This window comes from Paenibacillus sp. GYB003 (assembly GCF_036577625.1).
Lineage (GTDB): Bacteria > Bacillota > Bacilli > Paenibacillales > NBRC-103111 > Paenibacillus_AB.
Genome location: NZ_JARBDC010000031.1, coordinates 14,306 through 32,794, shown reverse-complemented (window position 1 = coordinate 32,794; position 18,489 = coordinate 14,306). Strand labels below are relative to the sequence as shown.

Here is an 18,489-nt window from a genome sequence, read left to right as displayed (position 1 = left end):
TATAAAGAATGACGAAAAAAGTTCTACAAATGGCGGATCATGACGCAAACATGATGCAACCGCGGCCGGTTCATTCGCTTCTTCGCCCGTTCGCACCGTATACCGCGGCACAAATAAAGCGCGCCGTCACAAACCGGCACGCCAGCCCTCATACGTTATGAAAATCGATTATGAAGGAGTCGATCCGGTCCCGTCCCCGGATGCCGCTCCCTCTCCTCCGCCTCCGCCGCCTCCGAAAGCCCGGTATTCGAGCGGCGTCACTCCTTCGCGCTTTTTGAATTTGCGGAAAAAGTTGTTCGGGTCGGTCAGTCCGACTTGCTCGACGATGTCTTTGATTTTCAGATCGGTGCCGATCAGCAGCTCCTTCGCCTTCGCCATGCGCAGCCCGTCCACGTACTGCATGAGCGGGCTTCCGGTCTGATCCTTGAAGTAGCGGGACAAATAAGACCGCGAAACGCCGAGCGAGTCGGCGATGCCTTCGGAAGACAAGCCGCTGTCGGTGTAATGCTCGTCGATGAAGGCGAGCGCCTGCTTCAGCAGACCGGCGTTTTTGCTCTCCTTGCGGGAAGCGATCCGGTCGCACACGTCCAGGCAAAACGCGATGACGGCCTCCTCCAGCTCGGCGATCGTCTCGAACCGGTTCGCGTACAGCTCCGTCAGAGCGGCCTCCGCTTCTTCCGGCAGCTCGACGCCGGATTCGGCGACCGTCTTCATAATCGTATGGACGAGGTCGAACGAAAGCCGCTCCCCCATGTCCACATCGAGCGGCTGCCCGGACAGGTTGGCCACGATTTCGCGAATCCGCGCGCTCGCTTCGTCCTTGTCCCCTTTGCGGATCGCGGCCGAAAGGAGCGGGTGCAGATCGAACGGGTACCGGTAACGGCCGGACCCGTTTTCCCGCGAGCCGGCGTACACGAACGTTTGGCCCCCGCCGAGCAAATACCGGCTGCGCGCCGCGTGGTTGGCCTCGAGATACGATTTGCAAACGAGGTCGGCGCCGACATATATGCTACCGATCCCGGCCGTACACGTACATCGGAAATGCCGCTCGAGAAAGTCGTTCGCTTTGTCGGTCAGCTCCTTCACCTGCTCCACGCCGCAGCCTTCCTTCAAGTTCAGCAGCAAAACGACGCCCTCCGGCTCCAAGCCATCCAGCGTATAGCCTTGGCCGATATCGCCGGAAAGCTCCTCCAGCACGTTTTTCAAGCTGAGCGTCATGACGGCTTCCCCGGACCGCATGCCGCCGACGGAGACGCGCCCGTACCGGTCGATCAGCAGCTGCGCGACGACGAAGCGGTCGTGCGGAAAGTCCGGCAGCGGCGGAGCAGGCGCGAAAGCCGGCGGCGTATTGTCCGGCTCCTTCGTCCGTCCGCGAATCATATCGAGCAGCGCCTTTTCCGTCACGATCCGCGACTGGCTCTTGATGACCGTTTGCAGCTTCCGCTCCGCGCGGTAGCGGCGCTCGCCCAGGACGAACGACAAAACGGCGCTGACGAACAGCACGCCGAGCACGGAAATCGCGAAAACGTTTCGGCTGCGGATGACCGGGCCTAGCGCCCGCTCCGCCGGCACGATGCTGACGAACGACCAGCCGTTATAGCCCGATACGATCCGGGTGACGAACAGCTTCTCCCCGTCCAGCGTAACGGTCCGCACGCCGTCGCGGGGCAGGTCGCCGGGGAGCCGCGAAAGCCGCGAATCCGCTTCCGCTTCGCCCTCGAGGACGCGTTCCGACGCGTAAGCGACCAGCCTTCCGCGGTCGTCGGCGATATAGGCAAAGCCCGCCCTGTCCTTCAGCACGCTGCGGATCATGCCGCTCCATTCCCGCTCGTCGATCTGAAACAGGATGACGCCGTAAGGGCGGCTGGCGTTGAGCGGCAGCGGATACAAGTAGGTGGCCCGGTTGCGCGTCTCGACGCCGTTCAGCGTAACCGGCTCCAGCGGACGGAGAAACGGCTGGCGCAGCTGCGCGAATTGCGCCAGAAACGATGCGGCGTCCCAGTCGGCGTACCGGTAAGCTTCGCCGAAAAAGGAATCGAGCTCGTACATGCCGCTTGCGGCATAGACGCGATCCCAGGACCTCCCCCGCACATAAAGCGCAATCTCGCCGACGAAGCTGCCCGCCGCCTTGAATTTGGCCAAGCTCCGCACTTTCTCGCCCATCCGGTATCCCTCGCTGGCCGGCACGTCGGAAACGAGATCCGGATCGGCGCCGATCAGCTGGGCGATGCGGTTCATGTCCATCATGCGCGCATCCGTGACGTCCCGCACCTGCTCCAGCATCGAGACGGACGTTCCGGCGATTTCCCGTTCCATGGAGCGGAGGAACGTCCCGTAGACGGCGATCCCGACGACGAACAGCGCGATGCAGACGAGCGAGACGTAGGACAACACGTAACCGGCCAGTCTCCATCCGGCATGGCGCATCATGGCCGTTCTCCCCCCGCATCGCGCATGGCGAACCGATTGTAAGCGGATGCATAAATCGCCATATAGCCGGGCAAGCCTTTACGCCTCAGCGACACCAAATAATCGTCCCACGCGTCGAGCGGCACTTCGCCCGTAACGAAACGATCGCGCATTTCGGCCACGTAGCCTTGAATATCCGCGCTGTAGGCGATCATCAGATCGTTTTCGTCGGACGTGTACGCGAAGCCCGGCCATACTTCGGCGGGAAGCGACGATTTCAGCCGCTTCGCCCCTTCCTGGGCCGGGACGGACGCTTCCGCCCCCTTAAACGTCGATTTCGTCACGATGCCCGGGTACTCGGCGCGCGGCCAGACGAGAAATCGGCCGATCATCCGCTCCGCGGCGGCGCCGTCTCCTTTCTCCGCGACCGCTTCCGTATAAGCGAACGTCCCGTCCGGCATCGACCGGTACGTTTCGTTTTCGACGCCCAGAAAAAACAGCCGGTTACCTTCCTCGCTATAAAAATGATCGGCCCAGGCGATCGTCGCTTCCGGATACCGGTTCGCGGCGGTGATGGCGAACGCCCCGGCGCGATGGAGCGGATGGCTCACGCCGGCAAACAGCCGATCTCCGCGGGGTCCGGCGAGCGCGGGTCCCGCAACATATTCGCCTTCAAGCGAAGCCGGCGGGCCGTTACCGACGAAAGCCCCGACGTTTCCTTCGCGGATGAGGCGCAAAAATTCGTTCTCGTTCATCGCGAACAGACGATTGTCGAGAAGCCCTTCCGCATACAGGCGATGCATAAATTGAAGCAGCTCGTTGTACTCGGAGCTCGCCGGAATAAACCGCAGCCCTTCCGTTTTCGGATGGACGTCCACGTACGGATGCTCGGCGCCCCGGTTTCCGAGCCCCCACGCTCCTTTCAGCACCAGCTCCAGGGCGTCGATATCCTGTACGAGCAGCGCGATTTCGTCGTGCTTGTAGTTGCCGTTCATGTCGTTCGCGACGAACCGCTTCAGCAGACGGTACAGCTCCTCCGTCGTCTCGGGCGGCTTCTCGCCGAGCTTCTCCAGCCAAGACCGGTTCAGCCACAGCTTCCGGCCGGTCAGGATCGAACCGAATTCCGGATCGTACAGCATCGGAAGCGAATAAATATGGCCGTCCGGCATCGTCATCCCCCGGCGCACGTCCGGATAGCGGTTCAGCAGCGCATGGAGATGCGGCGCCCAGCTGTCGATCAGCCGTTCCAACGGAAGAAGCGCCCCGGACGCGCCATAGCCGACCAGCTCGAGCGGCGACAGCTGCGTTCCGTACAAAACGTCCGGCCACGCTTCCGGACTGCGGCTCAGCAGCAGGTTGCGCCGGTCCGCGACTTCCGACGCCGGAACCGTTTGCCATTCGACGCGGATGCCGCTCAGCTTCCCGTACTGCCGCCATAACGGCAGCCGGCTCCAATCCGACGCGACGGCCGGCGAGTAGCCGGCAAACGCCTTTATAGTAATCGATTGCTCAATCGATGAAGCGCGTTCGGTTTCGGCGCCCTTGCGCGCCGCCGTCATGCCGATCGCCCAGCACGCCGCGGCGAACAGAACGGCCGCCGCCGCCCATCCGATCCTTCTGGTCTTCGGCTCCATGCTCCGCCTCCAGTAACCACTCGCATTCCCTTTATTGTAAAGGATGGCCGAACGCTTGTACATAGGGCCGGCCGACCGTTCCCGGACGGCGCGCGGCAGTGCCGGCCCCCTATTTCGCCGCCGCTTCCAGAAGCTTGTTGACTTCCTCGTTCGCCGCCCGCAGCGCCGAATTGACGTCCGTCTGGTTGGTGTAATAGCTTACAAAATGCTTTTCCAAAATGGTGCCCACCTGCCCGACGTATTTGCCGCGGTTTTTCAACTCGACGGCGCGGCTTTTGAAAATGCCGGCGATATTTTTCCCTTTCAGCTCCGGAATGTCGGCGCCGAGCTCGTTGTTGAATTTCGGGTCCCGCATGGCCGTTTGCCGGGCCAGCTTCCGCGCGATCATCGACTGCATTTCGTCCGAGACGAACGCCGTCAGCACCTGCATCGCCGCATCCTTATGCTTGCTCGTGCCCGTGATCGCCAGCGAGCCTGCGTTCACTTCGTCGAACACGTCTTTATGGCCCGGCAAGCTCGGGTACTGGACCACGTCCCAATTCATGCCCGATTTCCCCGCTTCGACCAGCTGCGTCAATAGATTGACCGTCGCGTACATGGCCAAATCGCGCGACTTCAGGAAGCTGTCGTTTCTCGCCGTCGTAAACGGCACGGGCGCCTCGTTGCCGGGAATCGAATGGATTTTGCCGACCAGCTCGAACACCGACTTCCACTCCGGCGTTTCGAACGTGCCCTTCCTGTTTTTCGTATCGTACAGCGTAGCCCCCATAATGCGCCCGAACCGCTGGATGGCGTACTGCGCCAGCCCCTGGTATTTGACGCCGCCGTCCTCTCTCGATACTTTTTTCGCCAGCTCGATCGTCTCGTCCCAGGTCATCCCGTCGCGCGGGTACGGAACGCCGAATTTATCGAAAATATCTTTATTGTAATAGAGCGCGACGAAGTTTTCCCAGAACGGGAGACCGTTCAGCTCGTCCGGCTTCGTCACCCGATGGGCGTTCAGGGCCACTTGGTCGAGCTTGCCCAAATCCGTTTTATGCTTTTTGACGAGCGGGGTAATGTCGGTCAGCAAGTTAAAATCTTGGTACGAATCGATGTTACCCGTATGGGTAATGATGATGTCCGGCGTTTCGCCGGCCGCGATCAAATTTTCGATTTTACCGGTACTTTTTTTGATCGTAATGTGCGGATACTGCTTCATGGCGATCGCGTACATCATATCCAGCTCCGCCTCCGGCAAGCCGCCCGTGCTCAAAATCGTGATCGTGACCGGCTCGGCGCCGACGGCTTCCGGAGCCGATGCGTTCCCGGGCTCGGGCGATTTCGCCTGCTGCCCGCCGCAGCCTCCCAATGCGGCCGCCGCCGCCACCAATGCGGATAAAGCCAAACCCGATTTCTTATTCATGTTCATGGTCGTTCCCCCTTGTGTGCGGAGAGCGGTCCCCGATGTCGGGGCGCCTTGCCGCTCGGGCCGCTATTTCTTGCCGAGCTGCGTGCCCAAAAAGTCGTTGATCTGCTCGTCGGCGCCGCGCAAAGCCGTGTCCAGGTCTTTGACGCCGGACGCGTAGTCCTTGAATTGGCTCAGTCCGAAAGCTTTCGTTTCCGTGTAATATTTCGTCCGAATCGGCGACGGAATCATACGGCTTTTGAAAATGCTTTCGAGCCGCTTCCCCTTGACGAAATCCATGTCGGACGCGAACGCCGTCTTGAACGCCGGATCGCGCAGCGGCGACAGCCGCGCCGTTTCCTTGGTCATAATCAGCTGCGTCTCGTTCGATGCGATCGCTTCCGCCACCAGCATCGCGGCGTCCTTATGCTTCGCCGTAGGCGGAACGACGAGAATGTGCGCATCGACGTCCGTATGGACATGCGGCGCTCCCGGAATGCTCGGGTACTCGGCGACGTCCCAATCGAGCCCTTTTCGCGCCGCTTCCCCCAGCCGGTCGAACAGATTGACGGTCGCCATCATTGCTACGGTCCCCTGCATAAAATCGGCGACGCCGCCGCTTGCGTTGACGTCCTTCGGTTCGTTGCCGGGAATCGTATAAACGGCTTTGGCGATGTCAAAAACGGTTCTCCAGCCCGGGTTCATCATATTCGATTTCATCGTCCGCCCGTCCGCGAAATCGAGCGCCGCCTGGCGGGCGATCCGGCTCATTCCTTCCGGGTCGAGGCCGCGATACGTGACGCCTCCCTCCCGGCGGGAAAGCTTCTTCGCGATGTCGATTGCGTCGTACCAGGTCATGCCGTCCGGCGGATACGGAACGCCGAACTTGTCGAACAGCCCCTTATTGTAATACAGCGCCGTGAAATTGACGGCGTACGGAAGCCCGAGCAGCTCGCCCCTGCCCGTCCGCAGCGAGTCGAGAACGGCGCCGTCGAACCGGTCCGTATCGATGCCGTGCTTGCGGACGAGACTGTTGATGTCGCCCGCGATCGCTTTGTCGTAAAACTCCTGCAAAACTCCGTTGTGCGTCTGAATCAAGTCGGGTATGTCGCCCGCGGCCAACGTATGGGTCAAATTCCCGCCCATGCGACGGACCGTAATATGCGGATATTTGCGGCGTACCGGCTGTACGACGATCTTGTCGAAATCGGCATCGGTAAACGGCATCGCCGGGAAAAACGATACCGTTACCGGCGCCCGCTCCGCCGCCTCGGAGGCGTCGCGCTCGCTCCGCTCGCTGCCTCCGGACGGAGGCGGTACGTTCGCCCCGCCGTTTCGCTCGCATCCGGCGAGCGGAGCGCCGAGCAGCAAGCCCGCCAGTCCGATCCGCGCGACCGCGATCATGCCTCTCCTCACCCGAATGCCCGCCTGCCCTCCTTTCCCGGTCTCGATCGCTGCTGCGTTCATCGCTATTCCCTTCCTTTCGGCAATCGGCAAAGGACGGCACGGACGCAATCCCCGCTTCCATGATGACCGCACCGACGCCCGAATGCATACACGCAATTTGTATTTCGGCCTATCCGTTTGTTACGGTCGCCGGTTTCGCGCCGAACGCGCCTAGCTTCTTATGCACCAACATAACGGAATAGGGCGGGAAAAGGAAGTGTAACCTTTTGAATGTCCGATGGACGAATTGCAAGTATACGGCCGGCCGCCGATTCCGCGATCATGGGGATAGAGGCGGACACCCGTCCGTACGAACAAGGAGGGATCGTTTGATGGAGCAGCAGCACCCGGACCAGGAGCGGCGAATAAGCCGAAGGAAGCTTTTGACGGCGATGGGGATCGCCGGAGCGGTCGTCGGATCGCAATCTTTGCTGCCGACCGGCTTCGCGAATTCGAGCGTAACCGGCAGCGTTTACGGCGCCGGATGCGAAGAGCTCGAGGCGCGGATCGACAGCCTGAAGCGGGACGCGGAGGATCGCGGGTTGAATGCGGGCGGATTCGGCGCGGCGGGAGACGGGGCGGCCGACGATACGGCGGCCATTCAGGCGGGGATCGATTTCATCGCGGCAAACGGCGGAGGAACGTTGATTTTGACCGGAGACCATCTCATCACGAATACGATCGACTTGAAGCGGCAGGTCGCCCTCTATTTCGTCGAAGGCGCCAGACTGCGTTTGAAAGCGAATACGAAAGGGTTGAACATGCGGCAGGATACGGCGCTGCTGGGGAAAGCCTTTCTTCATGTCGATATCAACAACTATTCGGAATCCGCCCTGTATCTCAATGCCGCGTTCGTGACCGGCGTCTCCTTCCAGTATGCGTACATCGAGACGCTGCGCCTCGAAGGCCACGTGCAGAACAACGTCGGGAACGGCATCCATTTCGACGCTGCCGCCGCCCCGTCCCGCCTCAGCTTCGTCCGTTTCAACAATATGCGGATCCGCGGGTTCGGCAAAGGCATATTTATGGAAGCGCCCGCCCACGTCGGCGATACGGTCAATTACAACTACATTACCGGCAACATTTTGAACAACGTCGTCATCAGCGATTGCGACTATTACATTTACGGAACGGGCGATCATGCGGCGCTCAACCAGGTCGACGGAAACACGTTCAACAACGTGCAGCTGCAGTATAACGACCGCTGCAAAGAGATGATTCATTTCGAAGGCCGGGGCAATTATGTGAACGGTTTCGTTTGGGACGCGGTCAATAAAGCGTGCCTGATCGTCAACTTGACGCAGACGTCGAGACAAAACCAAATTCATTTGAATTTTTTCGACGGCAGCAATTATATCGACGCGGGCCAATACAACTATGTGAGCCTTCGCGACCTGAACGGCCACAAAATCCCGTACAAAGACAAATTGACGCATTTGCCGGGCGGCGATTACCGGAAGTACAACGGGGACTACGAAGATATTTTTCACGCCGCCCCGGTGCTGCATCGCGTATCGATCGTAAGCGGGTCGGAATATATGTTGGACGGAAGCCTCGACGGCGTGTTTCAAGGAAAGGACAAGCGGTATTTGCGGCTGAATTTGGCCGGGGGGAGCGTCTTTTCGTTCGAGGTCGATTTCAACGGCCGCCATTATTACGGCCATGCCGGCGACTATGTGAGCGGCGGAATCGAAAACCTGGGCATTTATTTCATGTACAATCGCTGTCCCGAACAAATCCGGCTCGACGTAACCGATTCGAACGGGGTCGTTTACACCACGGTGCAGGATATGAAGCATATGCGCTATTTGCCCGCTTATGTGCTTAGAAGCAACGTGTTGAACGGGCTTATGAAGGACATCGACAAAATCAAATTCACGTTTACCGGGCAATATGCCGGCGACGTGCGGCTGGGCCGCATCTTCGGCCATTCCTACTATATCGGCGGCAACAAATATTTGGCCAACAGCGGCGATTTCGTCGCCGGCGATTTGACGTTTATCCAAAACGGCCACGGCGTCGTGCTCACTTCGCCGAACGGAAGCAAATTCAGGCTGCAGGTTTCCGACAGCGGAGCGCTGACCGCCGTCAGCATTCCTTGACGGAGCCGCCGGCGAAGTCGCCCCGCCCCGTTGCCGAGCGATCCCCGCATTGCGCCGATAAAAAAAGCGTGCCGCGATCGAAGCGGCACGCTCCTTTTCGTGCAGCGGCGGCGAATCAAACCGCCACGCGCGTCCGCCGCTGGCGCAGCCGCTTGACGACGACGCCGTGGGTCGGGCTGAACAGGAAGGCGAGCACGAACAGCGCTCCCGCCGCGGCGACCATGCAGCCCGCGATCGAAGCGTCCGTCGCGTCGGCCGCGAAATAGCCGATGACCGAGCTGGCGACGCCGATCGCGACGCTGTAGACGATCATGACGCCGAGCCGTTCCGTCAGCAGGTAGGCGGTCGCGGCAGGCACGATCAGCATGCCGACGACAAGAATGGCGCCGACGCTTTCGAACGAAGCGACCGTCGTGACGGAGACGAGTCCCATGAGCAAGTAATGGAACAGCGCCACCGGAATGCCGACCGCCGCCGCCATCGCCGCGTCGAACGCGCACAGCTTGAACTGCTTGTAAAACAGGCCGAGCACGACGACGCTGAGCAGAAGCACGGCTCCGACCATCCAGACCGCCTTCGGCAGCTCCAAGCCGGCGAAGGCGATCGTATCCAGGCCGACGAAGGCGATTTCCCCGTACAGGACGCAGTCCAGGTCGAGATCGACCTTGCTCGCGTACATGCTGACGAGCAGCACCCCGACGGAGAACAGCGCCGTGAACACGACGCCGATCGAAGCGTCGGACTGTACGCCGCCCTGCTGGAACAGCTGGATCAGGAAGACGGTGACGAGCCCGATCGCGGCCGCGCCGAACAGCATCGCGACCGAGTCGCGGGTGCCGCTGATCAGGAAGGCGATGACGATGCCGGGCAGCACCGAATGGCTGATCGCGTCGCCGATCATCGCCATGCGGCGAAGCACGAGGAAGCTGCCGAGCAATCCGCAGGCGGCGGCTACGAGCGCGCCGGTAAGCAATATCCACAAATCGTTCTCGTTCATGCCGTCTCCCCCCGTTCCGCCCGCCGCGCCTCGAACCCGGCGTTCGCCGCCCGTCTCGCTTTCGCCCGAAGCAGCAGCTTCGAGACGACGCCGCGCTTCGGCGCGAGCAGCACCGAGACGACGAACATGCCGGTCGCCGCCAGCACGCTGAGCGGTCCGGTCGGCAAATGGTCGTCGGCCGTGCTGATCAGCGTGCCGGCCATGCCGCTTACCGCCCCGAACGCGCCGGCCAGCACGACCATGACGCCGAGCCGCTCGGTCCAATACCGGGCCGAAACGGCCGGCGTAATGAGCATCGCCGCCATCAGCACGACGCCGACCGCCTGGATGCCGACGACGACGGCGACGACGATCAGAAACATCATCAGCTGGTCGAGGACGGCGACCGGCAGCCCGATCCCTCTCGCGAAGCCCGGATCGAAGCTGAGCAGCTTGAACTCTTTGTACAGCAGCGCGCAAATGCCGGTCAGCAGGAAGGAGACGACGGCCATCGTCACGACGTCCGAGACGACCATGCCCGCCGCCTGCCCGAACAAAAATTTGTCGAGACCGCTCTGGTTGCCGCTGTCGCCGTGCTGGATTTGCGTCAGCAGCACGATGCCGACGCCGAAGAAAACGGAGAGCACAATGCCGAGCGCCGAGTCCTGCTTGATCCGGGAATTGCGCGTAATATAGCCGATGCCGAACGTCGCGATCACCCCCGCGACGGCGGCGCCGATTAAGAAAAACAAAATCGATTTCGAGCCGGTCAGCATAAAGGCGATGCATATGCCGGGCAGCGCCGCGTGGGCGAGCGTATCGCCCATCAAGCTTTGCTTGCGGAGATAGGCGAAGCTGCCGAGGACGCCGCCGCTAAGCCCGAGCAGCATGGAAGCCGCGAGAATCCACCGGACGTTCGGATCTTGCAGCAGCTGGATCATTTGACCGATCACTTCGCATCACCTCGTCGTTACGAGCGGCGCGTCCAGAGTGCGGTCCAATACCGCGAGACGGCCGCCGTAGGCTAGTTGCAGGCCCGCCGCCGTAAACACGCTCTCGGTCGGACCCGCGTCGATCAATCGCTCGTTCAGCAAAATGACCCAATCGAAATATTCTTTCACCGTGGACAAGTCGTGATGGACGACCAGCACCGTCTTTCCTTGCTTCTTCAGCTCGTTCAGCAGCGTGACGATCGCCTTCTCGGTCGCCGCGTCGACGCCGACGAACGGCTCATCCATGAAGTACAGCCTGGCGTCCTGAGCGAGCGCACGGGCGAGAAAAACGCGCTGCTGCTGGCCGCCCGACAGCTGGCTGATCTGCCTGCCGGCGTAATCGGCCATGCCGACCTTGTCGAGACATTCCATCGCGATCCGCTTCTCGTTCGCGCCCGGCCGCCGGAACCAGCCGAGATGGCCGTACCGCCCCATCGTCACGACGTCGAGCGCGCTCGTCGGGAAGTCCCAGTCGACCGATTCGCGCTGCGGCACGTAGCCGATCAGCTTGCGCTGCTGCGCGTACGGCTTGCCGTAAATGAGCACCTCCCCGCGCACTTTCGGAATGAGGCCGAGCGACGCTTTGATGAGCGTCGATTTTCCCGCTCCGTTCGGCCCGACGATTCCGATCAGCTTCCCTTCCGGCACTTCGAACGTGACGTCGCTCAGCACCGGCTTTCGCTGATAGGCTACGGTCAACTCGCGCACGGACAACGGACATGGCTCCTTCTGTCTCATTTTCCCGTTCCTCCCTTTATCGGTTCGTTCGCCCGTTACTTGAGCGCATTCACGATCGTATCGACGTTATGCCGCACCATCCCGATGTATGTGCCTTCAAGCGTTCCTTCTTCGCCCATGGCGTCGGAAAACAGCTCGCCGCCGATCCGCACCTCGTGTCCTTTCTCCTTCGCGCCGCTGACGACCGCCTGGATCGTCTTCTTCGGCACGCTCGATTCGACGAATACCGCCTTGATGCCGTTATCGACCAAATAATCGCGCAGCTGCGACACGTCCTTCAGCCCGGCCTCCGAGGCGGTGCTGATTCCTTGCAGCCCCATGACGCGGATGCCGTACGCGTCCCCGAAATAGCCGAACGCGTCGTGCGCCGTGACGAGAACGCGCCCTTTCTCGGGAATTTGCGCGATTTTCGCCTTCGTCTCCTCGTGCAGCTCCCGCAGCTTGGCGAGATAGGCGTCCGCGTTCGCCCGGTACTCGGCGGCATGCGAGCCGTCCAGCCGGATCAGCTCGTCGCGCACCGTCTCGGTCGCGTTCATCCAATGCAGCACGTCGAACCAGATGTGCGGGTCGTACGCCCCGGAGCCGTCGCCCATATCGCGCAGCTTCGAGACGTCGATATTGCGGGAAACGGCCACGGTCGGCTTTTTCGCCGCCAGCTTCTCGAGAATCGAAGCCATCTTCCCTTCCAGATGCAGGCCGTTGTAGAAGACGACGTCGGCTTCGGTCAGCTTGTCGATGTCCCCCTTCGTCGCTTTGTACAAATGCGGGTCTACGCCCGGCTTCATCAGGCCGACCGCTTCGACCCGCTCCCCCCCGACGTTTCGCACGATGTCCGTAATCATCCCGATCGTCGCCGTCACCTTCAGCTTGCCTTCCGCGCCGGAAAAAGCCGGCTTGGAAGCTTCGCAGCCGGCGGCCGTCGCGGCCGCCGCCACGAGCAGCAGGACATACAGCAATCGGCGAACCGCGCGGCTTTGCAGCAATGTTTTCAGCACGTCAACCAACCTCCGTAGCATTCGGTCCCCGATTTCACGGCCGCCATAACCGAACAAATGCCGTTCTCTCCCAAAGTTGCACTCGTCCCCATTAGTTGTCCACGGACCGTTTTATTGTATACAGCTTTCTTTTTTAATTATATGCAAATAAGTTTCCCTGATGCAACATTTATTTTAAAAAAAATGGCCGCATTCGAATCCGGCGTATCGAAGGTTCGCCGGCGTCGTTCTCGATCGGGCTCGAACGCGCGGGGCGTTTCGAAGCACCGGTCCGTCGCGCTTGAAGCGGCCCCGGCGTAAGATTTTTCGTCTTCGGTTCGTTACAGCTCGAACTGCCGGACAGCCCGAATGGAACCGGAAGGCAAGAACGGCCGGCGTCAAGGCCGGCCGACGGGGGCGCCGCCCCCCGCATTCGGCTTCGGCACGCCGGTGAGTCCGATCGCCCGGTCGTACGCGTCGAAAATATGCCTTGCGATCGGGGCGGCTCCGGTCGAGCCGAAGCCGCCCTCGGGCACGACGACCGCAACGGCCAGCTTCGGCTTGTCGGCCGGCGCATAGGCGATGAACACGGCGTTGTCGACATGTCTGCCTTTGACGCTTTGCGTCGACGTCCCCGTTTTCGTCGCGACCGGGTACGGAAACCCGTCGAAGCCTTGCTTGCCGACCTGCTCCATCCCTTTTTGCACCGCATCCCAATACGGCTTCGGAAAGTCGACCTTATTCAGCACTTCCTTATGGAAAGACTGCACGACCTGGCCGTCGTTCGTTTCGATTTTTTCGACGAGAAGCGGCTTCAGCCGCTCGCCGCGGTTGGCGAGCATCGCCGCGTACTGAACCAGCTGCAGGGGTGTGTACCGGCCGAGCTGCCCCCACGACGCGCGCGCCAGCGCGGATTGCGTGCTCGCCTTCTCCGCCTCGTGGAAGTAGTCGACGACGCCTTTGCTTTCCCCGAGCAAGCCGCTGCCGGTCAGCACCCCCAGGCCGAACTGCTTCATGTAGTCGTCCCATACGTTCAACCCGTTCGGCCGGCCGTACAGGCGCAGCCCGATCATATCCGTCATGTACGTATTCGACGAACGGGCGATGGCGCTGATCGCGTTCAACGCGCCCCACGGCTTGCCGTCGGAATTGCGGATCGTCGTCCGGTCTTTGCCGAACGTCGTCGAGCCGGTATCGTAATACGTTTCCCCCACCGTAATCAGCTTCTCCTGCAGTCCGACCAGCACGGTGAGCGGCTTGATCGTGGAGCCGAGATAAACGAGCGAGGACGGATGCTTCGCCCGTTCCTCCACCGTCGGCCAATCCGCCTGAACCTCCGTGATCGATCCGTTCCGGTAATATTTGATCACGTCGTCCCATTCGTCCGGCCGCAGCCGCGGATACCAGACGTTCGGATCGTAATCCGGCATGCTCGCCATCGCGATCACTTTGCCGGTATCGACCTCCATCGCGACCGCGTAGCCGGTCGTCGCATACGGCGCATACGTCAGCCGGTCCCGCGCCGGGCTTCTGATATACTTCAAATGATTCACGATCGCTTCCTGGGCGGTCAGCTGCACGTCTTTGTCGATCGTCAGGTACACGTTTCGGCCTTTTTCCGGCTTCGTCATTTCGACGCCGCCGACGATTTTGCCTTCGGCGTTGACCGGGTAGCTTTTCACGCCGTTTTTGCCGCGCAGCTCCTCCTGGTACATATATTCGATGCCGTCGAAGCCGACGTACTCGTTGTCGAGATATTTGTCCGTCGGATCGGTCGATTTCACCTTGTCCCGGTAAAATTTCAAGCCGTTCGTCTCGCTTCGGGCCGACGAAAACTGCTTCAAATAGCCGACCAGCTGGACGGCGATCCGCTTCTCGTTATAGTTCCGGATGCTTTCCTCCTGAATGTCCACGCCTTTCAGCTCGTCGCGGTGCCAGGAAAAGTAGGCGATCTCCTCTTTCGTCAAATCGCCCTTGATTTTGCGCGGAACGGAGTAATAACTCGGCTCCTTCGTCTTCGCTTTGTTCAAATCGTAGCCGACGTCCATCAGCTTGATGATCTCGTCCGCGGTCGGCTGCGGCCTGGTTTTGTCGCCGTATTCCCGGAACGCCTCCTCCAGCTTGTACGCCAGCGCGACGATCGCGTCCTGGTCCTTGTTGCCCGCGTCGACCGTATAGTACAGCGACTGCGTCGAAACGGACACCGCGATCGGATAGCTGTTCCGGTCGAAGATCGAGCCCCGGATCGGCGGAATCGAATGCGACATGAACGAGCTGTTCAGCTTCTCCTCGGTGTATCGCTTGCCTTCGACGAATTGCAGCAGCGCGAGACGGACGATCAGGACGGAAAACAGCAAAAACGCGCAGAAAAAAAAGAAGTTCAGCCGGAACGAAAAATGACGCCGGCGAACAAGCTCTTGTTTGGCCGTATCTTCGTTGTTCAAACTTATCGCCCCGCTCCGTAATCGTTTCCATCAATTGGACGTTTTGGCGAATGAAAGGGTTCAAACGAAAACGCCTCCGTTCCGACGTTTTATGCCGAATACGGAGGCGTTCGCTCATTTATTGTCTTTGCATTATTCGGACGACGGTTACGGCTGAGCGAGACCCGCGTTCGGGTTCGGCACGCCGGTCAGGCCGACGGCGCGATCGTACGCGTCGAAAATTTTCCGCGCGATCGGAGCGGCGCCGTAGGAGCCGAAGCCGCCTTCCGGCACGACGACCGCCACGGCCAGCTTCGGCTTCTCGGCGGGCGTATAGGCGATGAACACGGCGTTGTCGACGTCTTTGCCGGCCACGCTCTGCGTCGACGTCCCCGTTTTCGTCGCGACCGTATACGGAAATCCGTCGAAGCCGGATTTGTTCACCTGCTCCATCCCTTTTTGCACCGCATCCCAATACGGCTTCGGAATGTCGACCGTGTTCAGCACTTCCCTCTGGAACGTTTTCACGATCTGCCCGTCGTTCGTTTCGATTCGGTCGACGAACTGCGGCTTGAGCCGTTCGCCGCGGTTGGCCAGCATCGCCGTGTACTGGACGAGCTGCAGCGGCGTGTAGCGGCCGAGCTGTCCCCACGACGCGCGCGCCAGAGCGGATTGCGCGCTCGCCTTCTCCGCCTCGTGGAAGTAGTCGAGCACGCCTTCCTTTTCCCCGAGCAAGCCGCTGCCCGTCAACACGCCGAGACCGAACTGCTTCATGTAGCTGTCCCACGTATTCAGCGCGTTCGGCCGCCCGTACAGGCGCAGGCCGATCATGTCGGTCATGTACGTGTTCGAGGAATGGGCGATGGCGCTGATCGCGTTCAACGGTCCCCATGCCCGGCCGTCGGAGTTGCGAATCGTCGTCTTGTCTTTGCCGAACGACGTCGAACCGGAGTCGTAGTACGTTTCGTTCACGGTAATCAGCTTCTCCTGCAGCCCGATCAGCACGGTGAGCGGCTTGATCGTGGAGCCGAGATAGACGAGCGAGGACGGATGCTTCGCCCTCTCCTTGGCGTCTTTCCAGTCCGCGGGCACGTCGCTGATCGTACCGTTGCGGTAGTACAGCATAATGTCACTCCACTCTTCGTCGGTCAAGCCGCCGTACCAGACGTTCGGGTCGTAATCCGGCATGCTCGCCATCGCGACCACTTTGCCGGTATCGACCTCCATCGCCACCGCGTAGCCGGTCGTCGCATACGGCGCATACGTCCAGCGGTCCCTTGCCGGACTTTTGATATATTTCAAATGATTCACGATCGCTTCCTGGGCGGTCAGCTGTACGTCTTTGTCGATCGTCAGGTACAGATTTTGGCCTTTTTCCGGCTTCGTGATCGAGACGTTGCCGACGATTTTGCCTTCGGCGTTGACCGGGTAGCTTTTCACGCCGTTTTTGCCGCGCAGTTCCTCCTGGTACATGTATTCGATGCCGTCGAAGCCGACGTACTCGTTGTCGAGATATTTTTCCGTCGGGTCGGTCGATTTCGCCTTTTCCTGATAAAACTTCAAGCCGTTCGAGTTGCGCGCGCCGGAAAACTGCTTCAAATAGCCGACCAGCTGGACGGCGATCCGTTTCTCGTTATACTCCCTAATGCTTTCCTCCTGAATGTCGACGCCCTTGAACTCGTCGCGGTACCAGGAGAAGTAGGCGATCTCCTCTTGCGTCAAATCGCCTTTGATTTTGCGCGGTATCGAGTAGTAGCTCGGCTCCTTCGTCTTGTTCTTGTTCAAATCGTAGCCGACGTCCATCAGCTTGATGATTTCGTCCGCGGTCGGCTGCGTTTTCGCCGGATCGCCCTTGAGCCGGAACGCCTCCTCCAGCTTTTTCGCCAGCTCGATGACCGAGTCTTTGTCCTTGTTGCTCGCGTCGACGGTATAATAGAGCGACTGCGTCGAAACGGACGTGGCGATCGGGTAATTGTTCCGGTCGTAAATGTTGCCGCGGATCGGCGGAATCGAGTGCGGGACGATCGAGCTGCTGGACTCCTCCTCGGAATACCTTTTGCCGTCGACGAATTGCAGCAGCGCCAAACGGACGATCAGGACGGAAAACAGCAGAAACGTGCAGAAGAAAAAGAAATTGAGCCGGAACGAAAAATGGCGCCGGCGAATCAGTTCCTGTTTGTCGAGGTCTTCCATGTTTACGGCCATAGCTCACACTCCTTGCCCGAGCTGTCGAAGCGAAACGATACCGTCCCCGGTCATATGGGCGTATCTTTTAATTTTGACGGCGCGAATGCCGATTTGGTTCGGCGCCCATATGTCGTTTTTGTCGTGATCGCCCACGTACAGCGTCTCCTCCGCCGACAGGCCGGCCAGCTCGAGCGCCAGCCGGAAAATGGCCGGATTCGGCTTCTCCAGGCCGACCTCGGTCGAAACGACGACCGGATCGAAATAGTGCAGGATGCCTTTATGGCGCAAAATCGCCTTCAGCGTCGGCGCGAAATTGGATACGATGCCGAGCTTGTAGCCGGCCCGCTTCAGCCGCTCCAGCGACTCCTCGACGTCGTCGAACAGCGCGTAATGCTCCGGGGAAGTGAACAAGTCGTACAGCTCGTGGCTCCAGCGGCGGATGATGTCTTCGCCCCGCTTCTCGCCTACGCCCAAGCCGTTCAACACATACGTATACAGGTCGGCCCAAAACCGGCGGTCCGATTCGGGCGAACATAGCTCGGTGCCGTCCGACCGTTTCTCGTAGTATAAAGTGCGGAACGCTTCGTCAAACATCCGTCCGATCGCGTCCTGTTCCAGATGAAGCTCGCGTTCGGCCAAATACCGCTGCATAATCGCCCGCGAGCCGGGAATCGCCAGCAGCGTATCGCCCGCGTCGAATAGAACGGCCGTGACGCCGTGTAAGGATACGTTCATGCCACAATCTCCTTGCCGAATGAAAAAAGTCCGCTTCCTTCAGTGTACCATACCGGACGGCTTCTTTGCCAAAAAAGACGGCGCGGAAACAACCGGGGCGGCCGCTGATCGATTCGGTAAAAGTAGGCTCGACCGCCGCGATGCGGGCGCCATATTGCGCCGAGAGCTCCGCGGGCAGCCGTGGTACCGGGAAAACCTCCTACTATTTTCCCGCATTCCCCGCTGCCGGCCGCATTTGCCGGAAAACCTCCCGCTAACTATGCCCGATTCTCGCGTTTTGCCGATGCGGAGCGGATTTACCGGTACGTTTTCCCGTTAAAACGGACCGGCACCTGTTCGGAGACGGATTAGATGGAGACATTCCATGGAAGATCAGCGGAACGACGGACCCGTAAAATAAAATGAGGCGTACCCGTACGTTCGCCTCCCGGAATCGCCGGAGCAACGGCAAAAACCGTCCGAACGGGTCGGACGGTGCTGCGGCCG

Annotated in this window: 12 protein-coding genes; 1 reads left to right on the top strand and 11 read right to left on the bottom strand. The window is 60.4% G+C overall.

Going from position 1 to position 18,489, the window contains the following annotated elements:
- Positions 1 to 168 precede the first annotated feature (168 nt).
- From PV407_RS10685 to PV407_RS10670, 4 genes are all read right to left on the bottom strand, one after another.
- A complete protein-coding gene (locus PV407_RS10685; protein WP_332089903.1) occupies positions 169 to 2,430 on the bottom strand; it encodes an AraC family transcriptional regulator in 2,262 nt (753 codons plus the stop codon).
- Entirely contained in the window at positions 2,427 to 4,043 is a 1,617-nt protein-coding gene (locus tag PV407_RS10680; protein ID WP_332089902.1) for an ABC transporter substrate-binding protein, read from the bottom strand. The genes PV407_RS10685 and PV407_RS10680 overlap by 4 nt, the downstream gene beginning before the upstream one ends.
- A 109-nt stretch (positions 4,044 to 4,152) precedes the next feature.
- Positions 4,153 to 5,454 (bottom strand): ABC transporter substrate-binding protein, encoded by a 1,302-nt coding sequence (locus PV407_RS10675; RefSeq protein WP_332089901.1) that lies wholly within the window; start codon positions 5,452 to 5,454, stop codon positions 4,153 to 4,155.
- Between the two features lie 63 nt (positions 5,455 to 5,517).
- Entirely contained in the window at positions 5,518 to 6,897 is a 1,380-nt protein-coding gene (locus PV407_RS10670) for an ABC transporter substrate-binding protein (RefSeq protein ID WP_332089900.1), read from the bottom strand.
- Between the two features lie 311 nt (positions 6,898 to 7,208).
- On the opposite strand from PV407_RS10670, the gene PV407_RS10665 reads away from it, so the two are divergent.
- Positions 7,209 to 8,978, top strand: coding sequence for a hypothetical protein (locus PV407_RS10665; RefSeq protein WP_332089899.1), 1,770 nt, complete (start codon positions 7,209 to 7,211; stop codon positions 8,976 to 8,978).
- Positions 8,979 to 9,093: 115 nt separating this feature from the next.
- On the opposite strand, the gene PV407_RS10660 is transcribed toward PV407_RS10665, so the two are convergent.
- The 7 genes from PV407_RS10660 to PV407_RS10630 all read right to left on the bottom strand — a co-directional run bounded on the left by PV407_RS10660 (position 9,094) and on the right by PV407_RS10630 (position 18,003).
- Positions 9,094 to 9,975 (bottom strand): metal ABC transporter permease, encoded by an 882-nt coding sequence (locus tag PV407_RS10660; protein ID WP_332089898.1) that lies wholly within the window; start codon positions 9,973 to 9,975, stop codon positions 9,094 to 9,096.
- The gene (locus PV407_RS10655) at positions 9,972 to 10,895 is read right to left on the bottom strand and encodes a metal ABC transporter permease (RefSeq protein ID WP_332089933.1); all 924 of its coding nucleotides are present in this window, start codon (positions 10,893 to 10,895) and stop codon (positions 9,972 to 9,974) included. The genes PV407_RS10660 and PV407_RS10655 overlap by 4 nt, the downstream gene beginning before the upstream one ends.
- A gap of 18 nt (positions 10,896 to 10,913) precedes the next feature.
- The gene (locus PV407_RS10650) at positions 10,914 to 11,684 is read right to left on the bottom strand and encodes a metal ABC transporter ATP-binding protein (protein ID WP_332089897.1); all 771 of its coding nucleotides are present in this window, start codon (positions 11,682 to 11,684) and stop codon (positions 10,914 to 10,916) included.
- A 35-nt stretch (positions 11,685 to 11,719) separates the two neighbouring features.
- Positions 11,720 to 12,700 (bottom strand): metal ABC transporter solute-binding protein, Zn/Mn family, encoded by a 981-nt coding sequence (locus PV407_RS10645; RefSeq protein ID WP_442951643.1) that lies wholly within the window; start codon positions 12,698 to 12,700, stop codon positions 11,720 to 11,722.
- A gap of 356 nt (positions 12,701 to 13,056) precedes the next feature.
- Complete coding sequence (locus tag PV407_RS10640) at positions 13,057 to 15,102, bottom strand: peptidoglycan D,D-transpeptidase FtsI family protein (RefSeq protein ID WP_332089896.1); 2,046 nt, start codon at positions 15,100 to 15,102, stop codon at positions 13,057 to 13,059.
- A 147-nt stretch (positions 15,103 to 15,249) separates the two neighbouring features.
- Positions 15,250 to 17,286 carry a peptidoglycan D,D-transpeptidase FtsI family protein gene (locus tag PV407_RS10635; RefSeq protein WP_332089895.1) on the bottom strand — a complete coding sequence of 679 codons (2,037 nt, stop codon included), beginning with the start codon at positions 17,284 to 17,286 and terminating at the stop codon, positions 15,250 to 15,252.
- A gap of 3 nt (positions 17,287 to 17,289) precedes the next feature.
- A complete protein-coding gene (locus PV407_RS10630; protein ID WP_332089894.1) occupies positions 17,290 to 18,003 on the bottom strand; it encodes an HAD-IA family hydrolase in 714 nt (237 codons plus the stop codon).
- Between the last annotated feature and the right edge of the window lie 486 nt (positions 18,004 to 18,489).

Bases quoted from the DNA above. Each gene is read 5' to 3' on its own strand.
- PV407_RS10685 (WP_332089903.1), bottom strand. From the start codon at position 2,430: ATGATGCGCCATGCCGGATGGAGACTGGCCGGTTACGTGTTGTCCTAC.
- PV407_RS10680 (WP_332089902.1), bottom strand. From the start codon at position 4,043: ATGGAGCCGAAGACCAGAAGGATCGGATGGGCGGCGGCGGCCGTTCTG.
- PV407_RS10675 (WP_332089901.1), bottom strand. From the start codon at position 5,454: ATGAACATGAATAAGAAATCGGGTTTGGCTTTATCCGCATTGGTGGCG.
- PV407_RS10670 (WP_332089900.1), bottom strand. From the start codon at position 6,897: ATGAACGCAGCAGCGATCGAGACCGGGAAAGGAGGGCAGGCGGGCATT.
- PV407_RS10665 (WP_332089899.1), top strand. From the start codon at position 7,209: ATGGAGCAGCAGCACCCGGACCAGGAGCGGCGAATAAGCCGAAGGAAG.
- PV407_RS10660 (WP_332089898.1), bottom strand. From the start codon at position 9,975: ATGAACGAGAACGATTTGTGGATATTGCTTACCGGCGCGCTCGTAGCC.
- PV407_RS10655 (WP_332089933.1), bottom strand. From the start codon at position 10,895: ATGATCCAGCTGCTGCAAGATCCGAACGTCCGGTGGATTCTCGCGGCT.
- PV407_RS10650 (WP_332089897.1), bottom strand. From the start codon at position 11,684: ATGAGACAGAAGGAGCCATGTCCGTTGTCCGTGCGCGAGTTGACCGTA.
- PV407_RS10645 (WP_442951643.1), bottom strand. From the start codon at position 12,700: ATGCTACGGAGGTTGGTTGACGTGCTGAAAACATTGCTGCAAAGCCGC.
- PV407_RS10635 (WP_332089895.1), bottom strand. From the start codon at position 17,286: ATGGCCGTAAACATGGAAGACCTCGACAAACAGGAACTGATTCGCCGG.
- PV407_RS10630 (WP_332089894.1), bottom strand. From the start codon at position 18,003: ATGAACGTATCCTTACACGGCGTCACGGCCGTTCTATTCGACGCGGGC.